The following is a 17,009-nucleotide window of genomic DNA, read 5'->3' as shown; positions in this document are numbered from 1 at the left end:
GAGTATTCTGGTGCTTACTTCTTAGGTTTATTTGATACGCCCGATACAACATGGCCTGTTGGTGCAACTGAAGCAGCAGATTGGCAATGACCGGTTTGATCGTCAAAGAAAAAGTCTGGTTCAAATTCTCGTAAGAACTCACTCTTCGACAAGCCACCTAAGAACATGGCTTCGTCAACATCAATACCCCATGCCATCAATGTGCGGATAGCACGTTCATGTGCTGGAGCAGAGCGTGCGGTTACTAATGCAGTGCGAATGCGCATACCGTTTTCGCTGGTTGAGCGCTGGAGTCTGTGTAGCGCTTCGAGTAAAGGTTTGAATGGGCCAGGAGGCAGTGGAATGTCAACTTTTTTGCTCTCGTGATCTACAAAAGCTTCCAAACCTTTTTTCTGAAAAACTTGTTCTGCTTCATCGGAGAAAAGTACTGCGTCTCCGTCAAATGCAATGCGGATTTCATTGGGATGAGATTCAGCGGTTTTGCTGGACTCTGGATAGACGCGTGCTGCAGGGAAGCCAGCATCAATCGTCGCTCTCACATCATCTTCGTTTGCAGATAAGAATAGATTGGCGTGTAATGAACGCAGATAGTGGTAGGGCGGGCGACCTCTAGTAAAGACACCCCGCTCTAGATGCAGACCGTGATGCTCTGCAGAGCGGAACACGCGCAAACCGCTGACGGGATCGTTACGAGAGAGGATGACTACCTCAACGCGTTGCTCACCTTCTTCATTAAAGGCGAGCAGCTTTTTGACTAGCGGGAATGCCACACCTTTCTGCGCAGCTTCGCCAAGACGTTCGAGCTGTAACTTCATGTATGCGCTGTCATCGGTCGATTCGAAGATGCGATTCTCTTCTTCGAAATCAAACAGGGCGCGCGAGGAGATCGCGACGACGAGTTTTCCGGTGAGCGTGTAAGACATCTTTAATTAAATTTATTTAAGAAATAAACGATACGCAGGGTTGTTGCTCTCATCCCAATGCGGGTAGCCTAATGTTGCTAAGAAGCTTTGGAATTTCTTCTGCTCATTCTTCGGAACCTGAATGCCTACCAAGATACGGCCGTAGTCGGCGCCGTGGTTGCGGTAGTGAAACAGGCTAATATTCCAGTTCGGCGCCATACTGGTGAGGAACTTCATCAAAGCACCTGGGCGCTCTGGAAATTCAAAGCGGTAGAGCAATTCATCTTTGGCAAGAACGGAATGGCCGCCTACCATGTGACGCAGGTGAGATTTTGCTAACTCGTCATGCGTGAGATCAATCGTTGCAAACTTGGCTTTGCGGAAATGTTTTGCAATGGCTTCGCTATCACCTACTTTTTGTGTGCTGATACCCACAAAAATGTGCGCTTCACTTTGATCGCCAATCCGGTAGTTAAATTCAGTGACGTTACGTTTTCCAAGTAGTTCGCAGAAGCGTTTGAAAGAGCCGCGCTCTTCAGGAATGGTCACGGCAAATACGGCTTCGCGGAACTCACCAACATCTGCGCGTTCTGCTACAAAGCGCAGACGGCTAAAGTTCATATTAGCCCCGCAGGCCACCGCCACCAAAGTTTTTTTCTTAATACGCTTTTTCTCTACATACTTCTTCATGCCTGCAATGGCTAGGGCGCCAGCGGGCTCAAGAATGCTTCGGGTATCGGTAAAAACATCGTTAATCGCTGCACAAATTTCATCAGTATCAACAGTGATGATTTCATCTACCACTTTTTTGCAAATGCGGAAAGTTTCTTTGCCAACCAATTTGACTGCGGTGCCATCTGAGAACAAACCAACATCTTTCATCTCAATGCGTTTGTTAGCTTTGAGCGATTGATTCATGGCATCAGAATCAGATGCTTGAACGCCAATGACTTTAGTTTTAGGGCTAACTGCTTTGATGTATTCACCAATACCTGCAATCAAACCACCGCCACCAATAGCTACAAAAACTGCATCAATCGGTTTTTCGTATTGAGTAAAAATTTCATGGGCAATCGTCCCTTGTCCTGCAATGACATCTGGATCGTCAAATGGATGGACGAATGTCAAACCTCGTTTTTTGCCCAAGAGCTCTGAATGCTTGAAGGCGTCGCTGTAAGACTCGCCATGTAGGATGATTTCTACCCAAGAGCCACCGCGAGCTTTGACCGCATCGATTTTGACGCTGGGGGTAGTTACCGGCATTACGATGACAGCTTTGCATTTCATCTTGGCGGCAGCCAGGGCTACCCCTTGTGCGTGGTTTCCAGCTGAAGCCGCAATTACCCCGCGTTTTAAGGCTTCAGCGGGTAAATGGGCCATTTTGTTGTAGGCGCCACGCAGTTTGAAGGAGAAAACCGGCTGGTTATCCTCCCTTTTGAGTAGGACCTGGTTGCCCAAACGTTTGGTCAGTTCAGGGGCGACCTGAAGTTCAGTTTCTCTGGCCACGTCATAGACGCGAGCCGATAAAATTTTCTTTAAATAGTTCGTTGCCATCTAATGAGCGTACCACGGATGACCCCTAAGCCCTTAGATTTGCAAGGGTTTATCCCTTCGGGGAGCAACTTTCTCTGTTTCCTGCCACTATCAGGTTCGCTCAATTAAAATGCTTATTTATCAAATATGTCGCTATGAACGCACCACTAGCTTTGAACCAGTTGTTGGATGCTGAGGCAGGTTCCCCCCGTCTTCGCGAAATTCCCTACAACTACACCTCCTTTTCTGACCGAGAAATTGTGATTCGCCTGTTGGGTGAGGAGTCATGGCGCGTTCTCAATGAGCTGCGCGGCGTTCGTCGAACTGGCCGTTCAGCACGCATGTTATTCGAAATCCTGGGTGATATTTGGGTGGTTCAACGCAACCCCTTTTTGCAAGACGACCTATTAGATAGCCCTAGCCGTCGTCAGCAATTGATTGATGCTTTATGGCATCGCCTAGGCGAAGTTAAAAAACGTAATATTGGCGACTCTGCAGAACAAGTAGAAATTCTATTGAGTGCCGCTTATCGCGCAATTGAAAATTTTGAAAATGGATTTAAAGAAGTTGAGGTTATCCGCAAACGCGCTCGCAAAGAATTAGGTCGTCACACTGCTAGTGACAATATCTGTTTTGATGGCGTATCACGTGCAGCGCATGTGACTGATGCAACTGACTGGCGTGTTGAGTTTCCGCTGGTCGTTCTCAAGCCAGATTACGAATCGGAAATTCCTGGTTTGGTTAAAGCATGCGTGGAATTGGGTCTCACGATTATTCCGCGTGGAGGTGGCACAGGATATACCGGTGGTGCGATTCCGCTGTATGCAATGTCTGCGGTGATTAACACTGAGAAATTGCAAGATATCGGTGGCGTTAAATCTAAGCATCTGCCTGGTGTTGCTCACGAGGTTTCAACAATCTTTACGGGTGCTGGTGTTGTTACTCGTCGCGTATCTGACGCTGCAGAGCATGCTGGGTTGGTGTTTGCAGTTGACCCTACTTCTGCTGATGCAAGTTGTATTGGCGGCAATATTGCAATGAATGCTGGCGGTAAAAAAGCCGTTCTCTGGGGTACTGCTCTAGATAACTTGGCAAGCTGGCGCATGGTGGATCCTCAAGGAAATTGGCTTGATGTTGAACGTCTTGAGCACAACCTTGGCAAGATCCATGATGTTGCAACAGTGCGCTTTCAGCTTACTTGGTCTGATGGCAATAGTGAGCCTGGACAACGTATTCTGAAAACAGAATTATTAGAGGTTGAGGGCAAGCGTTTCCGTAAAGAGGGTTTAGGTAAAGACGTTACCGATAAATTTTTATCTGGTTTGCCTGGCGTGCAAAAAGAAGGTTGCGATGGTTTGATTACTAGCGCAACTTGGGTATTACATCGTATGCCGAAATTCATGCGTACTGTTTGCCTAGAATTCTTTGGTCAGGCGCGCGAAGCAATCCCAAGTATTGTTGAAATCAAGGCTTACTTAGATGGCTTAAGTAAACAAGGCGGCCCCATTTTGGCTGGTCTTGAGCATTTGGATGACCGTTATTTACGCGCAGTAGGCTACTCAACCAAATCGAAGCGTAACAGCTTGCCGAAAATGGTGTTGATTGGCGATATCGCTGGCGATAATGAAGAAGCTGTTGCTGCTGCTACTAGTGAAGTAGTGCGGATGGCGAATTTGCGTGTTGGCGAAGGCTTTGTCGCAGTCAGTGCGGAAGCTCGTAAGAAATTCTGGTTAGATCGTGCGCGTACGGCTGCGATTGCCCGCCATACCAATGCTTTTAAGATCAATGAAGACGTTGTTATTCCATTGCCGCGCATGGGTGAGTACACCGATGGTATTGATCGCATCAATATTGAACTATCCCTGAAGAATAAGTTACAAGTTCTCGATGGTCTCGAAGCATTCTTAAAAAAGAGTGCTTTGCCATTGGGCAAGGGCGATGAGGAATATGAGATTCCAACAGCAGAAATCTTGGGCGATCGTGTTCAACAGGCTCTCGAATTAATTGCAAAAGTCCGTCATCGTTGGGCTGACTGGCTGACGCAGATGGATATTTATTTCCCGCAGCTGCAGAATTACAGTTTGCGTGCCTCATGGAAAGAAGAAGTGCGCTCTGAATTGCGCATCATTTTTGGTGGTTTAGCTTTTGAGCCAATTCTGGCTGAACTCGAAGCGATTCATAAAAATATACTGCGCAAACGTGTATTCGTTGCTTTGCATATGCATGCTGGAGACGGTAACGTTCATACTAATATTCCAGTGAACTCTGATGACTACGAGATGTTGCAAGATGCACATCGTGCAGTTGACCGCATCATGAAGTTAGCGCGATCATTGGATGGCGTGATTTCTGGTGAGCACGGTATTGGTATTACAAAGCTTGAATATTTAACTGAAGCTGAACTCAAAGACTTTCGTAGCTATAAGAATCGTGTTGACCCTGAAGGCCGCTTTAATAAAGGCAAGTTGATGCCACATGCCGACCTGAGCATGGCATATACGCCTAGCTTTGGTTTGATGGGCCATGAGTCGATCATCATGCAGCAAAGTGATATTGGTGCGATTGCTGATAGCGTGAAAGATTGTTTACGTTGTGGCAAGTGCAAGCCTGTTTGCTCAACCCATGTACCCCGTGCAAACTTGCTCTATAGCCCGCGCGACAAGATCCTCGCCACTTCTTTATTGATCGAAGCCTTCTTGTATGAAGAGCAAACTCGCCGTGGCGTTTCGATTCGTCACTGGGAAATGTTTGATGACGTTGCGGCCCATTGCACGGTGTGTCATAAGTGCTTGACACCTTGTCCGGTCAAAATTGACTTTGGTGACGTGACGATGAATATGCGCAACCTATTACGCAAGATGGGACAGCAGCGCTTTAATCCTGGTACCGCCGCATCGATGTTCTTCTTGAATGCTACGAGTCCCGAGTCTATCCATTTAGCTCGCAAGACCATGATTGGTTGGGGCTATAAGTTGCAGCGCTTGGGTAATGATATTTTCCGCAAGTTTGCAAAACAACAAACAGCGCATCCTCCTGCAACCGTTGGCAAGCCGAGCATTAAAGAGCAGGTGATTTTCTTTGTGAATAAGAAGATGCCTGGCAATTTGCCGAAGAAGACGGCTCGCGCCCTCTTGGACATCGAGGATGCCAACTATGTACCAATCATTCGTGATCCGAAGACAACATCTGCTGATACTGAAGCGGTGTTCTATTTCCCTGGTTGCGGTTCTGAGCGCCTGTTCTCTCAAGTTGGCTTAGCAACCCAAGCCATGTTATGGAATGTGGGAGTGCAAACGGTATTGCCACCGGGTTACTTATGTTGTGGCTACCCACAGCGGGGTAATGGCGACTTTGATAAAGCAGAGAAGATGATTACGGACAATCGCGTCTTGTTCCATCGCGTTGCCAATACTTTGAATTACTTAGATATCAAGACTGTGGTCGTATCTTGCGGTACTTGTTATGACCAATTAGCCGGATACCAGTTTGAGCAAATCTTCCCAGGTTGCCGAATTATCGATATCCATGAATTCCTAGCGGAGAAAGGCGTTAAGCTCGCTGGTGTAAAGGGTGTCAAGTACATGTATCACGACCCTTGCCACTCTCCAATGAAGTTGCAAGATCCTTTGAAGACTGTCAATGAGCTTATTCAGTTGGAGGATGGCAAAGCCATTGCCAAGAATGATCGTTGTTGTGGTGAGTCAGGAACACTCGCAGTAACACGTCCTGATATTTCTACTCAGGTGCGTTTCCGTAAGCAAATCGAAATGGAAAAAGGTGCTAATGATTTACGTAAGGGCGACTTTACTGGTGATATTAAGGTATTAACGAGTTGCCCATCTTGCTTGCAAGGCTTAACGCGCTTTGATGCAGATAGTGATACCACTGCAGATTACATTGTGGTTGAGATGGCGCAAAAATTGCTTGGTGAAAACTGGATGCAAGATTACGTTGCTAAAGCAAACCAAGGTGGTATCGAAAGGGTATTGGTTTAATGATTCCAACTAATATTGTTGTGCATCAACAATCTAAGGTCTTGGAGCTCTCTTATGAGAATGGCTCTACTTTCCGCTTGCCTTTTGAATTATTAAGAGTGCTGTCTCCATCGGCAGAAGTTCAGGGTCATGGCCCAGGCCAAGAGACATTGCAAACTGGTAAGCGCGAGGTATTAATTGCAAACCTTGAACCCGTTGGTCACTACGCACTCAAGCCCACTTTTTCTGATGGGCATGATTCAGGTTTGTATTCTTGGGATTACTTATATTTCTTGTGCGAAAACCAAGAGCAAGTATGGCAAGAGCATTTAGATAAATTGGCTGCTGCAGGTCTTGATCGTGATGCGCCAATGGTGCAGTCAGGACACTCGCATGGTCATTCTTGTGGAAGTCACTAATGAGCAAAACCCACTTTGGTTATCAAAGCGTTGATGAAGCCGAAAAAGCTGGCAAGGTTGCCGAGGTATTTCATTCGGTAGCCAGCAAATACGATGTGATGAATGACTTAATGTCTTTTGGTTTACATCGTGTTTGGAAAAAAATCACTATTGCACGAGCCAATGTGCGTCCTGGTCAAAAGGTCTTAGATATCGCTGGGGGCACTGGAGATCTTGCTGCTGCATTTGCTAAAGCTACAGATTGGGGTCGCAACCCGGATGCTCAAGTTTGGCTAAGCGATATCAATGCCTCTATGTTGGGAGTAGGTCGTGATCGTTTGTTGGATCGCGGCATGGCTTTGCCTTGTGTGCAATTTGATGCAGAAAAAATTCCATTTCCTAATAACCATTTCGATGTGGTGACTGTTGCTTTTGGTTTGCGAAATATGACCCATAAAGATGTCGCGCTTGGTGAAATGTGTCGCGTCATCAAACCGGGTGGTCGCGTATTAGTCCTCGAGTTTTCTAAGCCTGATGCATTCTTGCAGCCTGTATATGACGCCTATTCATTCAAGGTGTTACCTTGGTTGGGTGAAAAGATTGCGCAAGACTCAGAAAGCTATCGTTACCTAGCAGAATCCATCCGCATGCATCCCGATGCAAATACCTTAAAAGAAATGATGTTAGGAGTTGGTTTTGATGAAGTCGAAACCCACAGGATGACTGGGGGTATCGTTGCCTTACATATTGGTATTAAATACTAATGGTTACATAGTTTTTAAGATCTTAAAAACTAAAGCGGTGAAGAAGTTATATGAAGGGGTAAAAACAATGAACACACATTTATTCAAAGCAGCTTTACTAAGTTTTACTTTGATATTCGCAACGGTTGGTCACGTTGATGCCGCACGTCTTGGTGGCGGAAAAAGTTTTGGGCGCGCTCCAAGCGCCCCAATTCAAAGACAGGCTACCCCCGCACAAAAGCCAGTTCAGCAAGCTCAGCCTACGGCACCAGCTCCAGTGCCTCAAGCTCCCACCCCTAGTCGATTTGGTGGCATGGGTGGAATCTTGGGGGGCTTAGCTGCTGGCTTAGGAATTGGCTATCTTCTCTCTCATTTTGGTTTGGGTGAAGCAGCATCATCATTGATTACTGGACTGCTGATCGCAATGCTCGCTGGTTTTGTCATTATGTTTGTGATCCGTAAATTGTTGCCCGCTATGTCAGGGGCTGGTCAGAATTCAAATGTGCCCTCCTCCGGCATACAACGAACCAGTTTTGATCAAAATGTAAGACAGGAGCCGGCGTTTACTCCTGCCGCGAATGCATTTGCTGGTGTTGGCGCAGATCCGGAAACCTTTCAATCGACTATGCCGCCAGGTTTTGATGAGCGCACATTCTTGGAAAATGCTAAGCAATATTTTGTGACCTTACAAAAAGCTTGGGATCAAGGCGATCTTGTTTCATTACGCGAGTTCACTACACCTGAGATGTTTGCCACTATCCAGCAAGATTTGGCTGGACGTGTGGATAGCGCAAACCAAACAGATGTAGTGACAATCAACGCTCGATTATTGGGAGTTGAGACAGCAGATGCGCATTATTTCTGTAGCGTTCAGTTCAGCGGGATGATCTGTGAGCAGCCAGGGGCTCCAGCCACGGATTTCTCAGAAATCTGGAATCTAAGTAAGCCAGTAGAGGGCCCTGGAGGCTGGGTACTGGCGGGTATCTCCCAGTTGGTTTAAGCTTTAGGTACTTTCCGTTGGAAAACCCGCACTAGTGCGGGTTTTTTACACTTATGAACACACTATCTAATTCAACCCATACGATTGCCGCCAGCGCTGCTTGCCGTGGCATTAATCATGTCTTGAGAAAAGAGTCATGGGCTTGTGCTGAACTGGCAAAGCATGCTGGCAAGACAGTTCTGGTCCAGTTGCCCTTTGGACGTTTGTGTTTTGAGATTAATTCTTCTGGTTGTTTAGAAGTTCTGAGGGAGCTGGATAGTCCTACACTGTCGCTTGAGGTATCAGTTAAGGCCTTAAGTGATTTGACTGCCACCCCTGGGAGTATGAAAGAGCAAGCATTCAAAGCAGTCAAAATTACGGGCGATGCAGATTTGGCCCAATTAATTGGACGTTTGGCTGGCCAATTGCGTTGGGAATATGAAGAAGATTTGGCGCAAGCGATTGGTGACGCACCCGCTCACTTTGCGGTTCGACAGGGCAAGAAATTAGTATCTGCCACTCGTTCTGCTGCCAGTGATTTGCTGGACAATGTAGTCGAGTATGTCAGCGAAGAGAGAAAAGTGCTTTTAAATAAACGAGACTTTATGGTTCATAAATCTGAAGTCAATGACTTGCGCGATTCCGTAGATCGTTTGGAAAAGCGCATTCAATTCATAGAGCAAAAGGCTAAATAAATCGTGCGTCGAATTGCTCGTCTTTGCTTCATTTTCTTTACTGCGTGGCGTTATGGCTTATTACCTTTATTGCGCGATGTTCTCAAGCCTGGAATTGGGCGTAGCTGTCTAACTGTTATTTGTTGGACTTCCCCTGGAACAAAATTACCTCGGGGTGAGCGTATTCGCCTAACCCTAGAAGCGCTAGGCCCGATTTTTGTTAAGTTTGGACAAGTGCTTTCCACGCGTCGGGACTTGTTGCCTGAAGATATTGCGAATGAGCTGGCAAAGTTACAAGATCAAGTGCCTCCATTTTCAAATGAAGAGTCGCGCCGTTTAATCGAAGAGGCTTTGGGTCAAGTAATTGAGGAAGTCTTTGTTAGTTTTGATGCGACTCCAGTAGCAAGTGCCTCAGTTGCACAGGTTCATTTTGGAGTATTGCGAGCCACTGAAAAACATCCCGAGTGGGCTGATAAAGCAGTTGCTATTAAAGTGCTACGCCCCGGTATCTTGCCAGTGATTGAAGGCGATCTGGCTTTAATGTATGACTTGGCTAAAGTCATAGAAAAGAGCTCTGAGGATGGTCGCCGACTCAAGCCACGTGAGAACGTTGCAGAGTTTGATACCTATTTGCATGATGAATTGGACCTCATGCGTGAGGCTGCGAATGCAAGCCAGTTGCGTCGATATTTTGTCGATTCTAAGAAGTTAATGATTCCAGAGATGTTTTGGGATCTATGTCATACCAATGTCATCGTGATGGAAAAAATGAATGGCATTTCGATTGGGCGTACTACGGCCTTACGTGATGCTGGCGTGGACTTTAAAAAGCTAGCCGCCGATGGGGTTGAAATCTTTTTTACCCAAGTCTTTGAGCACGGTTTTTTCCATGCAGATATGCATCCTGGAAATATCATGATTAGCTTGGAGCCGCAAACTTTTGGGCGCTTTATTTCCTTAGATTTTGGAATCGTTGGCGCCCTCAGTGAGTCCGATAAAAATTATTTGGCCTTGAACTTCTTAGCATTCTTCAATCGGGATTATCGTCGCGTTGCCGAACTCCATATTGAATCTGGATGGGTGCCTGCTAATACTCGCGTTGAGGAATTGGAGGGCGCAGTTCGTTCAGTTTGTGAGCCTTACTTTGATCGCCCATTAAAAGAAATTTCTTTAGGCATTGTGTTAATGCGTTTATTTCAGACCTCTCGTCGATTTAAGGTAGAAATACAACCTCAATTAACGCTCTTGCAAAAGACGCTCTTAAACGTGGAGGGTCTAGCGCGTGAGCTTGATCCAGATCTGGATCTCTGGAAAACGGCCAAGCCGATTCTGGAAAAATGGGTAGATAAGCAACTAGGTTGGCGTGGCTTGATTGATGGCTTAAAAGCTGAGGCACCAATGTGGGCCAAGATCTTGCCAACCTTGCCCCGTTTGCTTGTGGATAGCTTGGCACAGGTCAGCCTGCAGCAAAAAAAGGCCGAAAACGGCGAATTAGAGGTTTTAAAGACCCTTTTATTACAGGAGCGCCGTACTCATCGCCTGGTAGCGGGCGCTTTGCTCTTTGCTGGTGGTTTTTTGGCTGGAATTTTGATCATCGGCCTGGGCATTTATTAGTCTCACGCTCCTTGGCCTCTAACCCGTTAAAATGGTTGGTTAGGCAGAACACATGAAAAAATACTTTATCGCTGGCATCCTAGTTTGGGCACCATTGTCGATCACCGTTTGGGTGATTGCTTGGGGCTTGGGTTTGCTCGACGGTGTTTTTGGTTCTGTAATGCACGCCATCATCATGGTTCTTCCTCATGATGCCGCACTGGATGTGCAGCACTTCCGCGATCTTCCAGGTGTTGGTATTTTGATTGTGATTGCAGTCATTATGCTCACGGGCTTAATTGCGATTAGTTTTGCTGGTCAGTGGTGGGTACGGGTATGGAATAAGCAGATCAATCGGATTCCAGTTGTGCGCTCTATTTACTCTAGCGTGCAACAAGTTTCATCAACACTATTTTCTGGTAGCGGTCAGGCTTTTAGTAAAGCGCTATTAATTCGTTATCCTCATGCAGACTCTTGGGTGATTGCATTCCAAACTGGCACCCCAGCAAAAGAAGTGACTGCTAAGTTGGGTGAAGATTACGTTAACGTATTTTTACCTACTACTCCAAATCCAACCTCTGGATTTTTTATGATCGTGCCCCGTGCACAAACGATCGAGCTAGAGATGAGCGTGGAAGAGGCATTGAAACATATTGTTTCAATGGGTTCGGTTCCACCAAATAATTCTAGTGGTATGGCTCCACATGAGTCACCACACCATTTTTGATTTTAGGAAATTGTTATGTCAATGCGTAGCCATACTTGCGGCCAAGTAACCGATTCACTAATTGGTAAAGAGGTCACACTCTCGGGTTGGGTTAATCGTCGCCGTGACCATGGAGGTGTGATCTTTATTGACTTGCGTGACCGTGAAGGTTTTGTACAAGTGGTGTGCGATCCAGATCGCCCAGAGATGTTTGCACTTGCCGAGCAGGTTCGTAACGAGTTCTGCATTCAGATTAAAGGCTTGGTGCGTGCTCGTCCTGCTGGCACAGAAAACACTGACTTGGTAAGCGGCAAAGTAGAAATTCTTTGTCATAGCTTGGTAATTGTGAACGCCTCCATTACTCCACCATTTCAGATTGATGATGAGAACTTGTCTGAAACCACTCGCTTAACTCATCGCGTATTAGATTTGCGTCGTCCGCAAATGCAAAAGAATTTGCGCTTGCGTTACAACGTTGCAATGGAGTGCCGTCGATATTTGGACGAAGCTGGCTTCATTGATATTGAAACGCCGATGCTTACTAAGAGCACACCAGAAGGTGCGCGCGATTACTTAGTGCCATCACGTGTGCACGATGGTCAATTCTTTGCCTTGCCACAATCTCCCCAGTTGTTTAAACAATTATTGATGGTTGCCGGTTTTGATCGTTACTATCAAATTACTAAGTGCTTCAGAGATGAAGACTTGCGTGCAGATCGCCAACCAGAATTCACTCAGATTGACTGTGAAACTGCGTTCTTAAGCGAGATTGAAATTCGCGATCTCTTTGAAAACATGATTCGTCATATTTTCAAGAAAACCATGAATGTCGAATTGCCAAATCCATTTCCAACCATGCCTTATTCAGAAGGTATGGCCCGTTTTGGTTCCGATAAGCCTGATTTGCGTGTGAATTTTGAGTTCACTGAATTGACTGATTTGATGAAAGACGTTGATTTCAAGGTGTTCTCAGGGGCTGCTAATCAAGAAGGTGGACGTGTAGTGGGTCTATGCGTGCCGGGTGGCGCTGAGATCAGCCGTAGCGAAATTGATGACTACACCCAGTTTGTGAGTATTTACGGCGCCAAAGGTTTGGCGTGGATTAAAGTCAATTCTGTTGCAGAAGGCCGTAACGGCTTGCAGTCACCAATTGTGAAGAACTTGCATGATGGAGCTATCGAAGGCATCTTGAAGCGCACTGGCGCCAAAGATGGCGACATTATTTTCTTCGGTGCTGACAAAGAAAAAGTTGTGAACGATGCCATTGGTAATTTACGTTTACGCATTGGTCACTCTGCTTGGGGTAAAGAGCATGGTCTCTTTACCGAAGGTTGGAAGCCATTATGGGTCGTAGATTTCCCAATGTTTGACTACGATGAAGGTGAAGCGCGTTGGGTTGCTTGTCATCATCCGTTCACAAGTCCTAAAGATGAGCACATGAAATATCTGGAAACAGATCCAGGCAAGTGCTTAGCCAAAGCTTATGACATGGTTCTAAACGGTAGTGAAATTGGCGGCGGCTCTGTCCGTATTCACCAAGAGACAGTTCAAAGTCAGGTTTTCCGTGCATTGAAAATCGGCGCTGAAGAAGCTCAGGCTAAGTTTGGTTTCTTATTAGATGCACTCCAATACGGAGCTCCTCCTCACGGCGGTATCGCATTCGGTCTCGATCGCATTGTGACCATGATGACTGGTGCTGAGTCGATTCGTGACGTGATTGCCTTCCCTAAAACACAACGTGCGCAGTGCTTGTTAACTCAAGCCCCTAGTCCGGTGGATGAGCGTCAATTACGTGAGTTACATATTCGTTTGCGCCAAGCAACCCCAGCTGCATAAAAATAAGTTAAGCAGTACTCAAGCTACCTTGAAAATCCCCATCTCGATTTTAGTTGTTATCTATAAATCGAATAGGGATGTTTTATTGATAGAGCGCGCTGATCGTGCAGGTTTCTGGCAATCGGTTACTGGTAGTCTAGATGCGCCAGATGAAGACTTGGCATATGCAGCTACTCGAGAGGTTTTTGAGGAGACGGGTATTGCCATTGATCAATTGCCGGGAGGTGCGCTGTGCAATATGCATCATCAAATCGAATATGAGATTTATCCAGAGTGGCGCTTCCGCTATGCGCCTGGCGTAACTAGAAATACCGAGCATTGGTTTGCCCTTCAAGTTCCTGATAGCATTCAAGTCAAGCTTTCCCCAAGAGAACATGTAGCCTATGAGTGGTTGCCATTTGAAGAGGCTGCCAAGAAATGTTTTTCGCGTAGCAATGGCGAGGCGATTCTGAAATTGTTTTCGGCGAACTGAACTAGATGCGAATAAGATAGAACGATGAGACATTCATCGGGACACCATCACGGTAGCGTAGATTCAAAAACACCAGGGCGGGGCGATTGGCGCGTCATTCGAGATCTCTTACCTTATCTTTTGGAATATCGCTTCAGAGTTATTTTGGCGCTAAGTTGCTTGATCGCTGCCAAGTTTGCTAATTTAGGTATCCCGATTTTGATGAAAGAGTTAATCGACTCTTTAGATGTCAAGGCAGATTCTCCCCAAGCTCTATTAGTTGTTCCGGTTGGCATCATTGTTGCTTACGGTCTATTACGAATTTCTGCCTCTTTATTTGCAGAATTGCGTGAAGCCTTATTTGCTCGTGTTACACAAAATGCAGTACGTAAGGTCGCACTCCAAGTCTTTGAGCATCTTCATGCTTTGGCTTTAAGCTTTCATTTGGCGCGCCAGACAGGTGGCGTCAGTCGCGATATTGAGCGCGGCACGCGCGGCATTCAGTCCTTAATTTCATATTCGCTCTATAGCATTCTGCCAACGCTCATCGAGTTCTGTTTAGTACTAGGTTACTTTGCCTACTCGTATGACATTTGGTTTGCGGCAATTACATTGGTAGCCTTGGTTCTGTATATCGTTTTTACTATTGTTGTAACAGAATGGCGTACACACTATCGCCGCACCATGAATGATATGGATTCAAAAGCCAATCAAAAGGCGATTGATTCTTTGTTGAACTTTGAGACGGTGAAGTATTTCGGTAATGAGGCTTTTGAGGCTCGCCGTTATGATGAAAATCTCTTGCGCTACCAATCTGCGGCTGTGAAGTCGCAGAAGACGCTAGCCTTTTTAAATCTTGGGCAACAAATCATTATTGCGATTGGCTTGATGCTGATTCTGTGGCGCGCCACTCTTGGTGTTGTTGACGGTACGATGACTTTGGGTGACCTTGTTTTAGTTAACACCTTAATGATTCAGTTGTATATCCCCCTGAACTTTTTAGGAGTCATCTATCGCGAAATCAAGCAGTCTTTGACAGATATGGATCGGATGTTCTCCTTACTCAATACCGACAAAGAGATTGCTGATTCACCTCATGCTCGACCTTTACATATTGAAAATCAAGGCCATGGGCCAGACGTGTGCTTTGAGAATGTGTCATTTCATTACGATGCTAAGCGTGAGATTCTGCGCGATATCAGTTTCAATATTCCCGCAGGCACTATTACTGCGGTAGTTGGTCAAAGTGGCGCTGGTAAGAGTACTTTGGCTAGATTGCTCTTTCGCTTCTATGATGTTCAATTCGGGAAGATTTTGATTGATGGTCAAAATATCCAAGATGTAACCCAGGCTAGTTTGCGTAAAGCTATAGGTATCGTTCCACAAGATACCGTTTTATTTAATGACACGATTGGTTACAACATAGCTTACGGGGATCCTTCTGCAACGATTGAAGAGGTGCAAGAGGCTGCTAGAGCAGCTCAAATTGATGGTTTTATTAAACGTCTACCGGATGGCTATGACACCCAAGTTGGTGAGCGTGGCTTAAAGTTGTCAGGTGGTGAGAAACAGCGTGTGGCCATTGCAAGAACTTTACTCAAAAAACCTGCCATGTTGATTTTTGATGAGGCTACTTCTGCTTTGGATTCCAAAACAGAAAGAGCATTTCAGGAAGAGCTTCTTAGCTTAGCTAAAAATCGGACAACCTTGATCATTGCACATCGACTTTCAACCATTATTCATGCCGATCAAATCTTGGTAATGGATCATGGTCAGATTGTGGAGCGCGGCACGCATCTTGAACTACTGGCTTCAAAAGGTAGATATGCGGAGATGTGGCAAATGCAAGAACGTGCTGCTCTTGATTAGAATAGCTTGATGACGCAGCAAAATAATCCATTAGTTTCAACCGAGGCGATTCTCAAAAATGCCTTTGCTGCCGCTGTGGCAGTTGCCGATCCACAAGTCATCGTTCCACAATATTTAGCAAAGATATTTCCAGTGGGTCATGAGCCCAAAGGAAAGTGCTTGGTAGTGGGTGCCGGCAAAGCTAGCGCATCGATGGCAAGTGCATTGGAATCGTATGCAAAGTCCCGCTGGCCAATGACCAAGATCGAGGGTGTTGTTCTGACTCGTTATGGCCATCAATCGCCAACTGCATATATCAAGATTGTGGAAGCTGGACATCCAGTACCAGATCAGGCTGGCATGGATGGCGCTAAAGATGTCCTGAACCTAGCCATGCAGTTGCAACCTGGCGATGTTTTGATCGCGCTAGTCTCTGGTGGCGGCTCAAGTCTTTTGACGCTCCCAGTTAATGGCATCTCGATTGAAGATATGCGCAAAACTACTGAAGCCCTCCTGCGCAGTGGCGCGCCGATTGAAGAGATGAATGTGGTACGCAAACATTTATCGGCAATCTTGGGTGGCAACTTGGCAAGAGTTGCAATTGCGCGTGGCGCAAGAGTTGAGGCTTTATTGATTTCGGATGTGACCGGAGATTCCCCAGCAGATATTGCCAGTGGTCCTTGTGCTGCTGACTATTCAACCTATTTGGATGCCCTCAATATTCTAGAAAAATATCACTTAGGCGCAGACGCTATTCCTGCATCTGTTTTGAATCATCTCAAACAAGGTTTGACAGGAGAGAAGCCAGAGACATTAAAAGATGTTGATCTGGTGAATGCTCAAGTCGCTAACCATGTCATTGCAACGGCGTACAAAAGTCTGGAGGCTGCCGCTGACTATATTCGCACTCAAGGGTATGAGCCCATCGTTTTAGGGGACACTATTACCGGTGAGGCCCAAGAGGTTGGCGTAACCCAAGCACATCTTGTTCGTCAGCATTTAGCCAAAGGTGATGGGCCTTTAGCACTGATTTCTGGTGGTGAATGTACGGTAACTATTCCTCCCGGCGTTAAGGGTCGCGGTGGTCGTTGTAGCGAATATTTGCTTTCACTTTTGGCTGCTAGTTCTGATTTACCAAAAATTGCTGCATTAGCGGCTGATACAGATGGTATTGACGGTAGTGAAAAGAATGCGGGCGCGTGGTTTGACGGCGACATTCGAAAAGCCGGTTATTCAAAGGGTCTAGTGCCAGAATCATTTTTGGCAGCTCATGATTGTTATGGCTTCTTTGCAGAATTAGGAGCTTTGGTGGAAACTGGCCCTACACTTACAAATGTGAATGATTTCCGCATCATCTTGCTTAATAAATAAT

The 17,009-nt window shown here is 46.1% G+C and carries 13 protein-coding genes; 11 read left to right on the top strand and 2 right to left on the bottom strand.

What is annotated here, in order from left to right; translation table 11 throughout:
- Positions 1 to 14 precede the first annotated feature (14 nt).
- Positions 15 to 923, bottom strand: coding sequence for a 5'-nucleotidase (locus tag A8O14_RS10615; protein ID WP_068949483.1), 909 nt, complete (start codon positions 921 to 923; stop codon positions 15 to 17).
- 12 nt (positions 924 to 935) lie between these two features.
- Positions 936 to 2,456 (bottom strand): threonine ammonia-lyase, biosynthetic, encoded by a 1,521-nt coding sequence (ilvA, locus tag A8O14_RS10610; protein ID WP_068949482.1) that lies wholly within the window; start codon positions 2,454 to 2,456, stop codon positions 936 to 938.
- A 134-nt stretch (positions 2,457 to 2,590) separates the two neighbouring features.
- On the opposite strand from ilvA, the gene A8O14_RS10605 reads away from it, so the two are divergent.
- The 11 genes from A8O14_RS10605 (at position 2,591) to A8O14_RS10555 (ending at position 17,008) form a co-directional block, all read left to right on the top strand.
- Positions 2,591 to 6,430: a DUF3683 domain-containing protein gene (locus A8O14_RS10605; protein WP_068949481.1), complete on the top strand. Its 3,840-nt coding sequence runs from the start codon at positions 2,591 to 2,593 to the stop codon at positions 6,428 to 6,430.
- Positions 6,430 to 6,828, top strand: coding sequence for a gamma-butyrobetaine hydroxylase-like domain-containing protein (locus A8O14_RS10600; RefSeq protein ID WP_068949480.1), 399 nt, complete (start codon positions 6,430 to 6,432; stop codon positions 6,826 to 6,828). Before A8O14_RS10605 ends, A8O14_RS10600 begins: the two co-directional genes overlap by 1 nt.
- A complete protein-coding gene (gene ubiE / locus A8O14_RS10595; RefSeq protein ID WP_068949479.1) occupies positions 6,828 to 7,571 on the top strand; it encodes a bifunctional demethylmenaquinone methyltransferase/2-methoxy-6-polyprenyl-1,4-benzoquinol methylase UbiE in 744 nt (247 codons plus the stop codon). Before A8O14_RS10600 ends, ubiE begins: the two co-directional genes overlap by 1 nt.
- A gap of 67 nt (positions 7,572 to 7,638) precedes the next feature.
- Positions 7,639 to 8,550 (top strand): Tim44 domain-containing protein, encoded by a 912-nt coding sequence (locus A8O14_RS10590; protein WP_068949478.1) that lies wholly within the window; start codon positions 7,639 to 7,641, stop codon positions 8,548 to 8,550.
- A 53-nt stretch (positions 8,551 to 8,603) separates the two neighbouring features.
- Positions 8,604 to 9,224 (top strand): ubiquinone biosynthesis accessory factor UbiJ, encoded by a 621-nt coding sequence (locus A8O14_RS10585; RefSeq protein WP_068949477.1) that lies wholly within the window; start codon positions 8,604 to 8,606, stop codon positions 9,222 to 9,224.
- Between the two features lie 3 nt (positions 9,225 to 9,227).
- Positions 9,228 to 10,817: a ubiquinone biosynthesis regulatory protein kinase UbiB gene (gene ubiB, locus A8O14_RS10580; protein WP_068949476.1), complete on the top strand. Its 1,590-nt coding sequence runs from the start codon at positions 9,228 to 9,230 to the stop codon at positions 10,815 to 10,817.
- A gap of 52 nt (positions 10,818 to 10,869) precedes the next feature.
- Positions 10,870 to 11,523 (top strand): DUF502 domain-containing protein, encoded by a 654-nt coding sequence (locus A8O14_RS10575; protein WP_068949475.1) that lies wholly within the window; start codon positions 10,870 to 10,872, stop codon positions 11,521 to 11,523.
- A 15-nt stretch (positions 11,524 to 11,538) separates the two neighbouring features.
- On the top strand, positions 11,539 to 13,338 hold the full coding sequence (gene aspS, locus A8O14_RS10570) for an aspartate--tRNA ligase (protein WP_068949474.1): 1,800 nt from the start codon (positions 11,539 to 11,541) through the stop codon (positions 13,336 to 13,338).
- Positions 13,339 to 13,366: 28 nt separating this feature from the next.
- Positions 13,367 to 13,810, top strand: coding sequence for a dihydroneopterin triphosphate diphosphatase (gene nudB, locus A8O14_RS10565; RefSeq protein ID WP_068949473.1), 444 nt, complete (start codon positions 13,367 to 13,369; stop codon positions 13,808 to 13,810).
- A 24-nt stretch (positions 13,811 to 13,834) separates the two neighbouring features.
- Entirely contained in the window at positions 13,835 to 15,658 is a 1,824-nt protein-coding gene (locus A8O14_RS10560; protein ID WP_068949472.1) for an ABCB family ABC transporter ATP-binding protein/permease, read from the top strand.
- A 9-nt stretch (positions 15,659 to 15,667) separates the two neighbouring features.
- Positions 15,668 to 17,008 carry a glycerate kinase type-2 family protein gene (locus A8O14_RS10555; RefSeq protein WP_068949471.1) on the top strand — a complete coding sequence of 447 codons (1,341 nt, stop codon included), beginning with the start codon at positions 15,668 to 15,670 and terminating at the stop codon, positions 17,006 to 17,008.
- Position 17,009 lies beyond the last annotated feature (1 nt).

Origin of the sequence: Polynucleobacter wuianus, assembly GCF_001659725.1 — a bacterium.
Classification (GTDB): domain Bacteria; phylum Pseudomonadota; class Gammaproteobacteria; order Burkholderiales; family Burkholderiaceae; genus Polynucleobacter; species Polynucleobacter wuianus.
The sequence above is the reverse complement of the archived record's forward strand: the minus strand, read 5'-3'. Positions and strand labels throughout refer to the sequence as shown.